Here is a 14,111-nt window from a genome sequence, read left to right on the forward strand (position 1 = left end):
CGGCACAGGATAAACCGTAGAATGCCGGCCTGCCCCAGAGGAAGTTCCGCCATGCCTGACAACAGCGACTATTTCGACTTCGAGGAAGACATCCACGACTTCGACGAAGATGGCTTCGAGGCGCGGGTCTGGAACCTGCTGGTACTGATCAACCCGGGCGACGAGGAACTGGCCCTGCAGCAGTTCAACCGCTGGCGCGAGCATCTGGCCGAGGACGGGCAGCCGCTGGAAGCGGACAGCGACTGGCTGCCGGCCCTGTTCACGGCCATTGCCTGGCAGTCCGGTTTCGAGGTGGAACGTGATGACCTGGAATCGCTGCAGTCGGCGGTGAACGAGCTGTCGGCGCGCTTCAACCTGCAGCTGGACTGGGGCGGCGACCTGGACGACGAGGACTTCGCCGAAGGCCTGGACGGCGTGCAGCTGATGTCCACCGCCTTCGACCGCCTGCGCGAGCACAACTACACGCTGTGGAGCGTGGATGCCGGCAGCGACGGCTTCACCGGGGTGATGGCATTGACCCGCGACGACGACGCGATGCTGGCGCTGTGCTCGCTGCTGAACGTGGAAATCCGGCTGGGCAGCGACCCGTTCTGAGCAGGACGGCAGCGCTGCGCATGTAGAGCCGAGCCCGCGCCCGGCTGCAGTCCGTTCTCTTGTAGAGCCGAGCCCATGCTCGGCTGCAGTCCGCGTAGAGCAGCCGAGCGTGGGCTCGGCTCTACAGGAGGCAAACGGCAGCCTGCCTACGGCCGGTACTGCGCCCTGGCGTTTGCAATCACGGCTTTGACAAGGTCACGGTCGGCGTGCCGGGAAATGGCCCGCGCACCGAGCGCGATTGCCTGCGCGCGCAGCTCGGCGGTGACATCGTAGTGGGCACCGCTGGCCTTGTTCTGGAAGGCCCGCAGGGGAATGCCGAGCTGCGCCGCCATGGCGTGCAGCTCGGGCAGGGTGTCGGCCATCAGGTGCGCCCAGCGCTGTCCGCGCCAGGGATGCACCGCGTCATCGACGTAGACCGTCACGGCCGCGGCCGGTTCAGGCCTGCGGCTTGCTGTCGCTGTCAGCGGCCGGGGTGGCCTTGGCATCGGCAGCAGCTTCAACCACGTCACCTTCGGCGGCCTCGGCGGCTTCGCCTTCCTCGCCTTCAGCAGCGTCGACGCCTTCGAACTCGGCAACCAGCTTGTCCAGGTACTCGTCAGCGGTCTGGCCGGACTCTTCGGCCAGGGTGTCCAGCAGCTTCTGCAGCAGTTCGGAATATTCCAGGTTGACCTTGCGGCCTTCCTTCTCCTGCACGTTGGACAGGTGCTTGAGCATGGCCAGCATCGGCACCGGGTTCTCGGCGTTGCCCATGGTCTGGCCGCCGATGGCCAGCAGCCACTCACGGCCCTGCAGGCCGATGGCGGCGACCACCTGGCCGTCTTCGTTGGTCAGCACGGCATGGTTCTGCACCTGCTGCTGGGCGTTCAGGCGCAGGAACGGGCGCTTGGCCTGCTGCTTCTTGCGCTTGTCGCGCTTGGCCTTGGAGTTCTGGGACATGGGGTGGAATCACCTGGAAACGGAAAGACCGCCATTGTAGCGGCCGCGCGCAGGTGGGGTCAGATCCCTTTCCACTGGAAAGGGATCTGACCCCGGTTCAGTGCGCCTCACCCTGCGCGGCCTGCACATCCGGGTCGACGGTCGGCGCCGACAGCCCCACCTGCGGGCCGGCACCGGCCAGGGCGGCCTCCTCGGCGGCCTTGGTCATCACTACGATGCTGATGCGGCGGTTGATCGGGTTCTGCGGGTCGGCCTTGTCGAACAGTACGGACGAGGACAGGCCGACCACGCGGGTGATCTTGCTGTCATCCAGGCCGCCGTCCACCAGTGCGCGCCGTGCGGCGTTGGCACGATCGGCGCTCAGTTCCCAGTTGCCATAGCCGCGTGTGGCCGAATAGGCGGTGATGTCGGTGTGGCCGGTCAGGCTGATCCGGTTCGGCACATGGTTCAGGTACTCGGCCAGCTCGTGCAGGATCTGCTGCGTGTACGGCTTCAGCGTGGCACTGCCAAGGTCGAACATGGGCCGGTTCTGCTTGTCCACGATCTGGATGCGCAGGCCCTCCGGGGTCAGGTCCAGCAGCAGCTGGTCCTTGAACGGTTCCAGCGCCTGGCTCTTGCTGATCGCTTCCTGCAGCTCCTTCATCAGCTGTTCCAGCTGCTGCTTGTCGCGCTGCTGCTGGTCCACCGGCTGCGGCACGGCCTCCTTCTGGTTCTGGAAGGGATCGTTGCTGCTGCCGCGCGAGATGTCGGTGGCACCGCCCAGCTTGATCATCGAAGTACTGGCGCCGCCCGGTCCGGCCATGCCGGGTGCAGGCGTGGCGTTCTGGCCACTCAGCGGGCTGGGGTTGCGGAAGTACTCGGAAATGGCCGCACGGTCGTTCTTGTTGGTGGTGGCCATCAGCCACAGCACCAGGAAGAACGCCATCATCGCGGTCACGAAGTCAGCGTAGGCCACCTTCCACGAGCCGCCGTGATGGGCGGCGTGGCCGGCCTTCTTGACCCGGCGGACGATGACAGTGGGCTTGGTCTCGGCCATGGCTTACTTGACCGTCTTCAGGTGCTGCTCGAAATCGGAGAAGGCCGGGCGCACGTTCGACGGCAGCGTCTTGCGGGCAAACTCCAGCGCGATCTTCGGGTTGTAGCCGCGCAGGCAGGCCAGCAGGGCGGTCTTCACCGATTCGTAGATGCGGCTGTCCTGTTCGGCGCGGGCTTCCATGGCCGCCGCCATCGGGCCGACGAAGCCATAGCCCAGCAGGATGCCGAGGAAGGTGCCGACCAGCGCACCGGCGACGTGGCCGCCCACTTCGACGATGTCGCCGCCGATCGAGCCCATGGTGATGACGATGCCCAGCACCGCCGCCACGATGCCGAAACCGGGCAATCCGTCGGCGACCTTGGTCAGCACCTGCGACGGCGCCATGGCTTCTGCATGGTGCTTTTCCAGCTCCAGTTCCAGCAGCGGTTCCAGCTCGTGCGGCTCGATGTTGCTGCCGATCATCAGGCGCAGGCAGTCGGTGATGAAGTCGATCAGGTGATGGTCGGCCTGCACCTTGGGATAGTTCCCGAACAGCGCGCTCTCGGCTGGACGCTCGACATGGTCTTCCAGTGCCATGAAGCCTTCGCGGCGCGCCTTGTTCAGCAGCTCATAGAGCAGGCTGAGGACGTCGATGTAGTCCTGCTGCTTGTAGCGGGGGCCCTTGAACACGCCCACCATGGCCTGCAGGGTCTGCTTGACCGTCTTGGCGGGGGTGCCGACCAGGAAGGCGCCGAGTGCGGCGCCGCCGATGATGACCAGTTCGTAGGGTTGCCAGAGGGCACCCAGGCGGCCGTGGGCACCGAGGTAGCCCCCGATCACGCTGATGATGACGACCAGGAATCCAACGATGATGAGCATGGGGCGACGCAAGGAGAGGGGATATCTCCTTGTCGGCCCGTCGCCTGGTTTTCTGAAGAGGGAATTCTGTGAAATCGGTCAGCGGGATGTTTCAGCCCGCCACGCCGGCTTCAGCGCCGCCGCGCTGCAGCGGATCGGGCCAGGGCTCGCCATTGCCGGTGAACGAAAGTGAGACGGAGTTCAGGCAGTGGCGCTCGTAGGTCGGCGGCGGGCCGTCCGGGAACACGTGGCCCAGGTGGCTGCCGCAGCGCGCGCAGGTGATCTCGGTGCGGACCATGCCGTGGCTGGTATCGCGGATCTCGCGCACATGCGCCGGGTCGAACGGCGCGAAGAAGCTGGGCCAGCCAGTGCCGGAATCGAACTTGGTACTGGAGCGGAACAGCGGCAGCGCGCACAGCCGGCAGCAGTAGACGCCCTCACGCTTGTTGTCGAGGAACACGCCACAGAACGGTGCCTCGGTGCCGTGCTGCAGCAGCACGCGGCGCTCTTCGCTGCTGAGGCCGGCGACCAGCGCCTCGGTCTGGGTGGCAGTGGGGGGCGTCAGGTCGAAGGCGGTCATGGGGGCGCTCCGTGGGGGGTGATGGCCTGGGGATGCGGGAAAACGTGGGGGTGATGGCGCGACCTTGCAAGTGTGATGGCCGTTCATGGCGGGCACACGGGGGCAGGCGCATGGTGAAGACGATCCACGCCGGAGCGTGCCATGAAATCGCCCCTTCCCTTGTTGTTGCTGGCCCTGCTGCCTGCGTTGGCGCTGGCCCAGGTGCCGACCGCCGATCCCACCGCCACCCGCAGCACCACCACCGTGGCGCCCGCCCCGGTGCCACCGCCGCCACAGGCTGCGCGCCCGCAGCCGCAGGTATTGCCCTCGCCGCAGCCGGCGCAGCCGATCAAGTCCACCGGGCCGGCCCAGGTCGCGCCGACGCCGGTACCGAAGCCGGCCGACAAGGTCTACGACCGCAACGGTCGCATCATTCCCGGCGTGCGCCCGGCCGGTCCCAACCGCGTGTTCGATTCGCGCACCGGGCGTTATCTCGACAGCGTGCCGCAGGGCGACGGCCAGCAGATCCGGTAAGGCCGCGCTACGCCCGGCGGCGCAGCTGAACCCCCGAAAACAACATCCTGCCGATCACTGCTTTTTCGCCTGCGATTAACCGATCCGGGACCACCGTGGCCCTGCGTCGGCATTCCGCCGCCGCATGTCCTTCGTCCACTGGATCGCGATCATGAAAAACCAGCAGAACCGTCATCCCGGCAAGGAACCGCAGGGCCGCAACCCGCAACAGCAGCAACAGCAGCAACAGATGGAGCCGCAGCAGCCGCACAAGGGCGGCAAGCAGCAGGAACAGCGCTCGCAGAAACATCCGCAGCAGCGTTGACTGTTGCCATGACCGGGGTCAGAGCCCGCTGCGCGGGATCCGACCCCTCGCATCCCCCGGCCGGGGTCGGATCCCGCGCAGCGGGCTCTGACCCCACCCCGGCCGGCTCAATCGGGAATCGGCAGGCTCAGCGTCTCCTTCACCTCTTCCATCACGATGTAGCTCTTCGACTCACGTACATGCGGCAGCGTCAGCAGCGTGCTGCCCAGCAGCTTGCGGTAGGAGGCCATTTCGCTGATCCGCGCTTTCAGCAGGTAATCGAAGTCGCCCGACACCAGATGGCACTCCAGCACGTTGGGCAGCTTCAGGGCCGCGCGCCGGAATTCCTCGAAGATGTCGCCGGACTTGTACGCCAGGCTGATCTCCACGAACACCAGCAGGCTGGCCTTCACCGCCGCAGGGTCCAGGTGGGCGTGGTAACCGGTGATCACCCCCTCGCGCTCCAGCCGGCGTACGCGCTCGGTGCATGGGGTGGTGGACAGGCCGACCCGCTCACCCAGTTCGGTGAAGGAGATGCGGCCTTCGGCCTGCAGGATGCGCAGGATCTTGCGGTCGATCTTGTCCAGTTCGCGGGTACGGGTGGCCATGGCCGTCAACCTTGCGGAATGAATTGCAGGAGAACATCCTGCCGGTCTATTGCAAATCAGGCAAATCTACTGGTATCGGCTGTCTATACTTCCCCAATTATGGTCCCGGCACGCTCCAGTGCAGGGAATGATCGGGTTGGAGAAGTCCCATGCGAGTCCTAGTTCTCGGCAGCGGCGTGATCGGCACCACCAGTGCCTGGTACCTGCGACAGGCCGGGTTTGAAGTCACGGTCATCGACCGTCAGCCCGGCCCGGCGCTGGAAACCAGCTTCGCCAATGCCGGCCAGCTGTCGTTCGGGTACACCTCGCCGTGGGCGGCGCCGGGCGTGCCGAAGAAGGCGATCGGCTGGCTGTTCGAAAAGCACGCGCCGCTGGCGATCAAGCCGGGCATGGACCTGGCCCAGTACCGCTGGCTGTGGCAGATGCTGCGCAACTGCACCCACGAGCGCTACGCGATCAACAAGGCGCGCATGGTGCGCATGTCCGAGTACAGTCGCGACTGCCTGAACGAGCTGCGCGCGCAGATCGGCATCGAATTCGAAGGCCGCGACCTGGGCACCACCCAGTTGTTCCGCACCCAGCAGCAGCTGGATGCCTCGGCGCAGGACATCGAGATCCTGGCCCAGTACGGCGTGCCGTACGAGGTGCTGGACCGCGCCGGCATCATCCAGGCCGAGCCTGCGCTGGCCCACGTCGATGGCCTGGTCGGCGCGCTGCGCCTGCCGCGCGACCAGACCGGCGACTGCCAGCTGTTCACCCGCCGCCTGGCGCAGATGTGCGTGGACGCCGGCGTCGAGTTCCGTTTCGACCAGGACATCACCGGCCTGGAGTTCGACGGCGACCGCATCACCGGCGTGCGCATCGACGGCAAGCTGGAAACCGCCGACCGCTTCGTGGTTGCACTGGGCAGCTACTCGCCGGCGCTGGTCGCGCCGCTGGGCATGCGCCTGCCGGTGTACCCGCTGAAGGGCTACTCGCTGACCCTGCCGATCACCGACCCGGCGATGGCGCCCACGTCGACCATCCTCGACGAGAGCTACAAGGTGGCGGTGACCCGCTTCGACGACCGCATCCGCGTCGGTGGCATGGCCGAAGTGGCCGGCTTCGACCTGTCGTTGTCGCAGCGCCGCCGCGAGACCCTGGAACTGGTGGTCAGCGACCTGTACCCGAAGGGCGGCGACCTGTCGCGCGCGCAGTTCTGGACCGGCCTGCGCCCGGCCACGCCGGATGGCACGCCGGTAATCGGCGCCACGCCGTTCCGCAACCTGTACCTCAACACCGGCCACGGCACGCTGGGCTGGACCATGGCCTGCGGTTCGGGTCGCTACCTGGCCGACCTGATGAGCGCGCGCCAGCCGCAGATCAGCACCGAAGGCCTGGATATTTTCCGCTACGGCCAGTACGGTCACGCGCCGCAACACGAGAACCGCACATGCGTCCTGCCCGCGCGCTGATCGATCTGGGCGCTCTGCGCAGCAACTACCGGCTCGCCCGTGAACTGGGCGGTGGCAAGGCCCTGGCGATCATCAAGGCCGATGCCTATGGCCATGGCGCGGTGCGCTGTGCCCAGGCGCTGGAAGACGAGGCCGATGGTTTCGGCGTGGCCACCATTGAAGAAGCGCTGGAACTGCGCCAGGCCGGCATCCGTGCGCCGATCCTGCTGCTGGAGGGCATTTTCGAACCCAGCGACATGGCGTTGGTGGCCGAGCATGATTTCTGGTTCGCCGTCGGTTCGCCGTGGCAGCTGGAGGCCGTGGCCGCCTTCGACAGCCCCCGCCCGTTGACGGTGTGGCTGAAGCTGGACAGCGGCATGCATCGCCTAGGCCTGGACGTGGACAGCTTCCGCGCGGCGCACGCGCGCCTGTCGGCGCTGCCGCAGGTCGAGCGCATCGTGCTGATGACCCACCTGGCGCGCGCCGACGAGCTGGACAGCGAACGCACCCACGAACAGGCGGCGACGTTCGCGCGCGCCATCGACGGCCTGCACGGCGAGACCAGCGTCTGCAACTCGCCGGCGCTGCTGGGCTGGCCGGACGTGCGCAGTGACTGGGTGCGCCCGGGCCTGATGCTGTATGGCGCAAATCCGCTGCCGGACGACACCACGCTGACCGAGCGCCTGCGCCCGGTGATGACGATGCAGTCGAAGGTGATCGCCGAACGCTGGATCGAAGCGGGTGAGCCGGTGGGTTATGGCGCGCGCTTCGTGGCCAAGGCGCGCACCCGCGTGGGTGTGGTTGCACTCGGCTATGCCGACGGTTATCCGCAGTTTGCCCCGAACGGCACGCCGGTGCTGATCGACGGCCAGCCCGGCACGCTGATCGGCCGCGTGTCGATGGACATGCTGACGGTGGACCTGACCGCGCATCCGCAGGCCGCGGTGGGCAGCGTGGTGGAACTGTGGGGCAGTGCGCCGACGTTGGCGGAACTGGCGCCGCGATGCGGCGTGAGCGCGTACCAGCTGCCGTGCGCGGTCAAGCGCGTGGCGAAGGTGTACGTGTAGAGCCGAGCCTACGCTCGGCCCCGGGAACGTGTGTCGACCAAGGTCGACACCTACCGGTGGGTCGCGTTGCCGGGCATTGCTGCGCAGCCCGGTGGGGCGCGTCGCCCGGCATTACCGCGCAGCGGTGGCCTGGCTGGCCAGCTGGCGCTTCACCCAGTCATCAATCAGGCGCTTCTCGTAGCGCAGCGGATCGCTGTTGGTCAGCAACCCACTGCCCTGCAGGTAGCCGGAGTCGCTCAGGCGGGCGTCGCCTTCGCTCACAATACGGCCGTCAGCGTCCTTCAACGTGTACTGCAGGGTGATGCGGGGCGGGTAGATATCGCGCATCACGCGGATGTCGCGCGCACGCGGGCCGTGCCACGGCTCGTAGTCACCGGCACGCTTGATGTCGACCAGGGTCACATCGAGTGTCTGTCCGGGCTGCAGCGGTTTGGCGGCGGTGGTCTGCAGGTAGCGGGCCAGCTGCTGTACCCAGTCACCGCGTTCGGCCTCGAAGCGGTTGGTGCTCTGGCGGATCTCGGTGAACTTGGCCGGATCCTCCCATTTCACGCTGACCGGGCCATTGGCCTGCAACGCACGCGGGGCTTCCGGATCGGTCACCGCGCGTGGCGCAGCATGGGCGCCGCCTGCCACAAGGGCACTGGCCAGCAGAAGGGCGGCAGCAAGTGAGCGGTTCATGACGGTCTCCTGCATCCCCTGAGGGGGACGATATTGATTACGGATCGAGTGTGATCCCGCTCCCGGGCAACGGCAATGGCCGAATGCGTCATGCACAAGAGTGGTTGCCGCCAATTCATCGTCGTCAACCCTGACTGACGGCGCTTGACGCTGTGAATACGCTCTCTGGAACATGCTGTGTTTCCAATCCGGCCCGTCCAGACGCCCTTGTCCACACTGCCGCCCCTAGTGGAGCGCCCACCGATGATGGTGCCGGCGCCCGAACCCGACCTGCATCATGGCGTGCTTGAGCGCATCAACGCCGGTTTCTGCGTGATCCAGGTGCTGTTCGAAGGTGACCGCGCGGTGGACTACCGTTTCATCGAGGTCAACGACGCCTTCGAGCGCCATACCGGGTTGAAGGACGCACGCGGTCAGCGCATGACGGCGCTGGAGCCGCACCACGAGCAGGACTGGTTCCGCATCTACGGCGAGGTCGCACGCAGCGGCCGGCCGGCGCAGTTCGAGATGGAGGCACGAGCGCTGGGCCGCTCCTTCGCGGTCGACGCGGTGCGGGTGGGGCGACCGGGAGAAGACAAGGTCGGCATCCTGTTCTTCGACATCACCGCGCGCAAGCAGATGGAAGTGGAGCTGGGTGAAAGCGAAGCCCGCTTCAGCGCACTGGCCGATGGCCTGCCGATGCCGGTATGGGTACTCGACGAGCGCGGCCACGCCCGCTTCGTCAACAGCGCCTTCAGCGAATTCTTCGGTGGCGATGAAACGCGCGTTCCGGAAGATGTATGGCGCGGCCTGGTGCACCCGGATGATGCGTCCGTATTCGAGTACGAGCTGCAGGAAGCATTGAAGGCGCAGCGTTCGATGCATGCGCTGGTACGCGCGCGCCGCGCCGACGGCCAATGGCGCTGGCTGGAGATGAACGCGCGCCCGCGCTTCTCGCGCATGGGCCGCTTCATCGGCCTGGCCGGCAGCAGTCCGGACGTGACCGAACGCCGCGAGATCGAACTGGCACGCGAGGAGCTGCTGCAGTCCGAGCGCGCCGCGCGCAGTGCCGCCGAGAACATGGCGCGGTTGAAGGACGAATTCCTGGCCACGCTGTCGCACGAGCTGCGCACGCCGCTGACCACCATCCTCGGTTGGAGCGAACTGCTGCTGCAGCGGGTGGACAACACCAGCCCGCTGTACAAGGGCTTGAACGTGATCGCCAACAGCGCCGGCGCGCAGAAGCGGCTGATCTCGGACATGCTCGACCTCAGCAGCATGCTGCTGGGCAAGGTACAGCTGGAAGTGGAAATGCTGGATCTGCGCACGCTGCTGGGCGAGGCCATCGGCGCGCAGGAACTGGTGGCCGAGGGCAAGGCGCTGGACGTGCACCTGCAGCTGCCCGAGCAGCCAAGCCCCGTGCTCGGCGATGCCACTCGCCTGCAGCAGGTGTTCTGGAACCTGCTGTCGAACGCGATCAAGTTCACCCCGGCCGAAGGCCGCATCGACGTGCAGTTGCAGGCCGACGGCAACCACTGGGTGATTACGGTGAGCGATACCGGTGATGGCATCGCACCGGAGTTCCTCAACCACCTGTTCAGCCGCTTCCGCCAGGCCGATGGCACCACCACGCGCCGCCATGGCGGCCTCGGCCTGGGCCTGGCTATCGTGCAGCAGCTGGTTGAACTGCACGGCGGCACCGTTGCCGCCGCCAGCGAGGGCCATGGCCACGGCGCCACGTTCACCGTGCGCCTGCCGCAGCACCTGCCGGATGCCGAGCGCCGGCCGCTGCGCGAAGTCATCAGCGGGCCGATCCTGGAGCCGGTGATCGTCGAGCCGTATCCGCTGCGGGGCATGCACGTGTTGGCGGTGGAAGACCAGCCGGAGGTGCTGGAGTACCTGCGGCGCATGCTGGAAGAGCAGGGCGCCAGCGTGTCGGCGGCCAGTTCGGCCGGCGAGGCACTGGCACTGCTGGCCGACACCGGCCATCTGCAGTACCACGTGATGCTGACCGACATCGGCATGCCGGGCATGGATGGCTACGGGCTGGTACGCACGCTGCGCGAGGACATGGGCGTGGATGCCGCAACACTGCCCGCGGTGGCGGTGACCGCACTGGCGCGTGCCGATGATCGGCGCCGCGCGCTGGCCTCGGGCTTCCAGGAGCACGTCGCCAAGCCGTACTCGGTGGCGCAGCTGGTGGCTGCCGTACGCAAGGTGCAGGTGCCGCGCGCGGACAGCGCGCTGCACTGAACATTCACGGCCGATTGGCGAACCTGCAATCAGGAGGTCGCCGATGTCCCGTATTGCTCCCCGCATCCATACCGATCCGGCGCAGATCGCGCGCCTCGAAGCCCTGCTGCCGCAGCTGGAGGGCGAAACGCAGGTGGAACTGACCCTGCACGACGGCCGGCGCCTGCTCGGCACGGTGGCGGTGAAGCCGACCGTGCAGCAGTACCGCAATGACGCCGGCGATGAAGGCAGCAACGGCCAGTTGCGCCTGGATGACTACGACACGCCGGTGCAGCAGCACCATGTGTGGCTGGACGAGATCGCCAGCGTCAACCGTCTGCCACCCAGGGCGCCTTGATCGGATGTAGAGCCGAGCCCACGCTCGGCTGCGCCGTCACCCGAGCGTGGGCTCGGGCGCTACACCGGTGCATCAATGCTCGAACAACGTCGGCGTCGCCTCGAACCGCCGCGCATAGGCGCGTTCCTCCGCGACCCGGGCCACCTCGTCGTCGGCCAGGTCCGGCGCACCATACACTGCATAGGCCACGCTGCCATCGGCGCCATGGCCGACCTGGTGCAGCCGGTAGCGTGAGTGGCCGCCGCCGGTGTCCTCGGGGTAGTGCACGGGCGGATGGCTGCCTTCCAGGTCCATTTCACTGTTGTCGACCACGCCACCGACGAACAAGGCTCGCATGCAGGTTCTCCTGGGTTTCCGGGGGAGCCTCTACCCTGAACGTTCCAATGTTGCTGGCGGATCAAGGCCCCGTTCGGGTTTCGCAAAGCGGCCTGGCGGGGCCGGCCCGGCCAAGCCGGTACAATGGACGGCCCTCACGCTTGAAGTACCCGCGCCGATGGCCTCCAGCGACGACGCCCCCCTGCAGACCCTGTTCCTGCCGTTCTCCCAAGGTGCCCTGCGCTGGCCGGAGGGCCCGGTGGCCTTCCTGCGTGCCCGCGATGGCTGGCCGCTGCGAGAAGTGGCCGGCAACCGCGAGCTGCACTGCGAGCAGAGTTTTGCCCCGTTCGCGCAGCCGCTGCAGCAGGCCGCCGGCTGGACCGTCAGCGGCCAGCTGGACGATGCCGCAGGCAAGGGCCGCTACCCGCTGGTGCTGGTGCTGCCGCCGCGCCAGCGCGAAGAAGCCCGCGCGCTGTTCGCCCGCGCGCTGGCGCTGGTCGCCGACGGCGGCCGCATCGTCGCCTGCCAATCCAACAACGAAGGCGCGCGCTCGGGCGAGGGCGACCTCAAGCAGCTGGCCGGCCTCGGCGGCAGCCTGACCAAGAACCATTGCCGCGTGTACTGGACCGCCCCGCTGCAGGTCCAGCACGACGCCGACCTGGCCAAGCGCTGGTCGGCGCTGGACGCGGTGCGCCCGATCGTGGGTGGCCGCTTCCTCAGCCGCCCGGGCGTGTTCGCCTGGGACCGCATCGATCCCGCGTCGGCGCTGCTGGCCGAGCACCTGCCGGCCGACCTGGCCGGGCGTGCCGCCGACCTCGGCGCGGGCTACGGCTACCTGTCACGCGAACTGCTGGAGCGTTGCCCGAAGATCACCGCGCTGGACCTGTACGAGGCCGAGCAACGTGCGTTGGCGCTGGCCGAGCTGAACCTGGCGCCGCCGCCGCGCCCGCTGCCGCTGCGCTTCCTGTGGCAGGACGTCACCGCCGGCATCGAGCCGGGCTACGACGTCATCATCAGCAATCCGCCGTTCCACACGCCGTCGCGCGCCGACCGCCCGGACATCGGCCAGCGCTTCATCGCCGTGGCCGCGCAGGCGTTGCGCCCGGGCGGGCGCCTGTACGTGGTGGCAAATCGCCACCTGCCGTACGAGCACACCCTCAACGACAGCTTCGGTGCCGTGCGCGTGATTGCCGAGCGCGATGGCTTCAAGCTGGTCGAAGCGGTGAAGGGGAAGGGCCGGTGAAGCTGGTCAAGCACATCGCCAACCTGGGCTACGGCAGCCGCAAGCAGGTGCAGTGGATGTTCCGCGAGGGACGCGTCACCGACGCCGACGGCGAGGTGCTGTACGCCGACGACCAGGTGCCACACGAGGCCATCCGTGTCGATGGCGAGCCGCTGGACCCGCCGGCCGGCTTGTCGATCGCGCTGCACAAGCCGGCCGGCTATACCTGCTCGACCAAGGACACCGGCCGCCTGATCTACGACCTGCTGCCACCGCGCTTCCGCGACCGCGATCCGGTGCTGTCCACGGTCGGCCGCCTCGACCGCGAGACCAGTGGCCTGCTGCTGCTGACCGACGACGGTGGCCTGCTGCATCGGATCATCTCGCCGAAGTCGAAGCTGCCCAAGGTCTACGAAGTGGAGCTGAGCGACGACCTGCGCGGCGACGAAGCGGCGCTGTTCGCCAGCGGCACGCTGATGCTGGAGTCCGAGAAGACGCCCCTGCTGCCGGCTGAACTGGAAGTGCTGGATGTGCGCCGCGCGCGCCTTGTGCTGCACGAAGGCCGCTACCATCAGGTACGCCGCATGTTCGCCGCCACCGGCAACCACGTGCAGGCCCTGCATCGCAGCCGCGTCGGCGGGCTGGACCTGCAGGGGCTGGACGAGGGGCAATGGCGGCAGCTCACTTCCACCGACCTGGATACGCTGTTCGCTCCATGACCAACATTGCTGCGCTGCCGTTCCTCCCCGACGCCGTCATCTTCGACATGGACGGCTTGATGATCGACAGCGAGCGGGTCTCGCTGGCCTGCTGGAGCCAGGCCGCCGACGAGTTCGGACTGGGCCTGGATGAAACGGTGTTCCTGCGCATGGTCGGCCTCGGTGATCGCGACACGCACGCGCTGCTACGTGCGCAGGGCATCGAGGACAGCGTGATCGAGGCGGTGGCCGCGCGCTGCCACGAGCTGTATGAAGCACGCACGCAGACCGGCCTGCCGTTGCGGCCGGGCATCCTGGAGCTGCTGGAATTGCTGAAGGCGCATGCGGTTCCGCGCGCGGTGGCGACCACTACGCGGCAGCCACGGGCCAACCGCAAGCTGGCGGCGGCCGGACTGCTGCCGTACTTCGATGCGGTGATCACCAGTGGCGACGTGGCGCGGCCGAAGCCGGCGCCGGACATCTATCTGCTGGCCGCGCAGCGGCTGGGGCAGGCGCCGGAGCGGTGCCTGGCGCTGGAGGATTCGCCGGCGGGTACGCGTGCGGCACTGGCGGCCGGCATGACGGTGATCCAGGTGCCGGACCTGGTGCATCCGGATGAAGAGTTGCGTGCCCTGGGCCACCGCATCGTTGGATCGCTGGTGGACGCGCACGCATTGCTGGTGCCGTTGTTGCCGAAGTAACGGTGGGTGCCAACCGCCTCTGAGGGTGGGTGCCGACCGTT

General features: G+C 67.6%; 18 protein-coding genes. 10 read left to right on the forward strand and 8 right to left on the reverse strand.

Annotated features, from left to right (window positions below):
- Positions 1-51: 51 nt before the first annotated feature.
- A complete protein-coding gene (locus tag AASM09_RS02400; protein ID WP_012479021.1) occupies positions 52-594 on the forward strand; it encodes a DUF6630 family protein in 543 nt (180 codons plus the stop codon).
- Between the two features lie 146 nt (positions 595-740).
- Here AASM09_RS02400 and AASM09_RS02405 read toward each other — a convergent pair whose 3' ends face one another.
- From AASM09_RS02405 to msrB, 5 genes are all read right to left on the reverse strand, one after another.
- Positions 741-1,016 carry a DUF4031 domain-containing protein gene (locus AASM09_RS02405; protein WP_049432338.1) on the reverse strand — a complete coding sequence of 92 codons (276 nt, stop codon included), beginning with the start codon at positions 1,014-1,016 and terminating at the stop codon, positions 741-743.
- Between the two features lie 13 nt (positions 1,017-1,029).
- Positions 1,030-1,530, reverse strand: coding sequence for a hypothetical protein (locus AASM09_RS02410; RefSeq protein WP_049432336.1), 501 nt, complete (start codon positions 1,528-1,530; stop codon positions 1,030-1,032).
- Between the two features lie 97 nt (positions 1,531-1,627).
- On the reverse strand, positions 1,628-2,566 hold the full coding sequence (gene motB, locus AASM09_RS02415; RefSeq protein ID WP_049432334.1) for a flagellar motor protein MotB: 939 nt from the start codon (positions 2,564-2,566) through the stop codon (positions 1,628-1,630).
- 3 nt (positions 2,567-2,569) lie between these two features.
- Positions 2,570-3,424 carry a flagellar motor stator protein MotA gene (motA, locus tag AASM09_RS02420; RefSeq protein WP_005407915.1) on the reverse strand — a complete coding sequence of 285 codons (855 nt, stop codon included), beginning with the start codon at positions 3,422-3,424 and terminating at the stop codon, positions 2,570-2,572.
- A 91-nt stretch (positions 3,425-3,515) separates the two neighbouring features.
- Positions 3,516-3,983, reverse strand: a complete 468-nt coding sequence (gene msrB, locus AASM09_RS02425; RefSeq protein ID WP_049432331.1) for a peptide-methionine (R)-S-oxide reductase MsrB — start codon at positions 3,981-3,983, stop codon at positions 3,516-3,518.
- 141 nt (positions 3,984-4,124) lie between these two features.
- Here msrB and AASM09_RS02430 point away from each other — a divergent pair, with 141 nt between their 5' ends.
- Complete coding sequence (locus AASM09_RS02430) at positions 4,125-4,496, forward strand: hypothetical protein (protein WP_049432324.1); 372 nt, start codon at positions 4,125-4,127, stop codon at positions 4,494-4,496.
- 124 nt (positions 4,497-4,620) lie between these two features.
- The gene (locus tag AASM09_RS02435) at positions 4,621-4,800 is read left to right on the forward strand and encodes a hypothetical protein (RefSeq protein WP_049408287.1); all 180 of its coding nucleotides are present in this window, start codon (positions 4,621-4,623) and stop codon (positions 4,798-4,800) included.
- 107 nt (positions 4,801-4,907) lie between these two features.
- On the opposite strand, the gene AASM09_RS02440 is transcribed toward AASM09_RS02435, so the two are convergent.
- On the reverse strand, positions 4,908-5,387 hold the full coding sequence (locus tag AASM09_RS02440; protein WP_005407919.1) for a winged helix-turn-helix transcriptional regulator: 480 nt from the start codon (positions 5,385-5,387) through the stop codon (positions 4,908-4,910).
- A 149-nt stretch (positions 5,388-5,536) separates the two neighbouring features.
- Between AASM09_RS02440 and AASM09_RS02445 the strand changes: the two genes are divergently transcribed.
- Positions 5,537-6,841 carry a D-amino acid dehydrogenase gene (locus AASM09_RS02445; RefSeq protein WP_014035841.1) on the forward strand — a complete coding sequence of 435 codons (1,305 nt, stop codon included), beginning with the start codon at positions 5,537-5,539 and terminating at the stop codon, positions 6,839-6,841.
- Positions 6,820-7,887, forward strand: a complete 1,068-nt coding sequence (alr, locus tag AASM09_RS02450) for an alanine racemase (protein ID WP_049432321.1) — start codon at positions 6,820-6,822, stop codon at positions 7,885-7,887. Before AASM09_RS02445 ends, alr begins: the two co-directional genes overlap by 22 nt.
- Positions 7,888-7,998: 111 nt before the next feature.
- On the opposite strand, the gene AASM09_RS02455 is transcribed toward alr, so the two are convergent.
- Entirely contained in the window at positions 7,999-8,565 is a 567-nt protein-coding gene (locus AASM09_RS02455) for a DUF3016 domain-containing protein (RefSeq protein ID WP_049432316.1), read from the reverse strand.
- Positions 8,566-8,808: 243 nt separating this feature from the next.
- Here AASM09_RS02455 and AASM09_RS02460 point away from each other — a divergent pair, with 243 nt between their 5' ends.
- Both AASM09_RS02460 and AASM09_RS02465 read left to right on the forward strand, forming a co-directional pair.
- Positions 8,809-10,797 carry a hybrid sensor histidine kinase/response regulator gene (locus AASM09_RS02460; RefSeq protein ID WP_049432313.1) on the forward strand — a complete coding sequence of 663 codons (1,989 nt, stop codon included), beginning with the start codon at positions 8,809-8,811 and terminating at the stop codon, positions 10,795-10,797.
- Between the two features lie 43 nt (positions 10,798-10,840).
- A complete protein-coding gene (locus tag AASM09_RS02465) occupies positions 10,841-11,134 on the forward strand; it encodes a DUF3247 family protein (RefSeq protein WP_049432308.1) in 294 nt (97 codons plus the stop codon).
- A 72-nt stretch (positions 11,135-11,206) separates the two neighbouring features.
- On the opposite strand, the gene AASM09_RS02470 is transcribed toward AASM09_RS02465, so the two are convergent.
- A complete protein-coding gene (locus tag AASM09_RS02470; protein ID WP_005407925.1) occupies positions 11,207-11,470 on the reverse strand; it encodes a hypothetical protein in 264 nt (87 codons plus the stop codon).
- Between the two features lie 157 nt (positions 11,471-11,627).
- Between AASM09_RS02470 and AASM09_RS02475 the strand changes: the two genes are divergently transcribed.
- The 3 genes from AASM09_RS02475 to AASM09_RS02485 are packed head-to-tail and all read left to right on the forward strand — an operon-like array spanning position 11,628 to position 14,070.
- The gene (locus AASM09_RS02475) at positions 11,628-12,692 is read left to right on the forward strand and encodes a class I SAM-dependent methyltransferase (protein ID WP_049432305.1); all 1,065 of its coding nucleotides are present in this window, start codon (positions 11,628-11,630) and stop codon (positions 12,690-12,692) included.
- Complete coding sequence (locus AASM09_RS02480; protein ID WP_049432302.1) at positions 12,689-13,390, forward strand: pseudouridine synthase; 702 nt, start codon at positions 12,689-12,691, stop codon at positions 13,388-13,390. The genes AASM09_RS02475 and AASM09_RS02480 overlap by 4 nt, the downstream gene beginning before the upstream one ends.
- On the forward strand, positions 13,387-14,070 hold the full coding sequence (locus AASM09_RS02485) for an HAD family hydrolase (RefSeq protein WP_049432300.1): 684 nt from the start codon (positions 13,387-13,389) through the stop codon (positions 14,068-14,070). The genes AASM09_RS02480 and AASM09_RS02485 overlap by 4 nt, the downstream gene beginning before the upstream one ends.
- Positions 14,071-14,111 lie beyond the last annotated feature (41 nt).

This window comes from Stenotrophomonas maltophilia (assembly GCF_039555535.1).
GTDB classification, from domain to species: Bacteria; Pseudomonadota; Gammaproteobacteria; order Xanthomonadales; family Xanthomonadaceae; genus Stenotrophomonas; species Stenotrophomonas maltophilia_Q.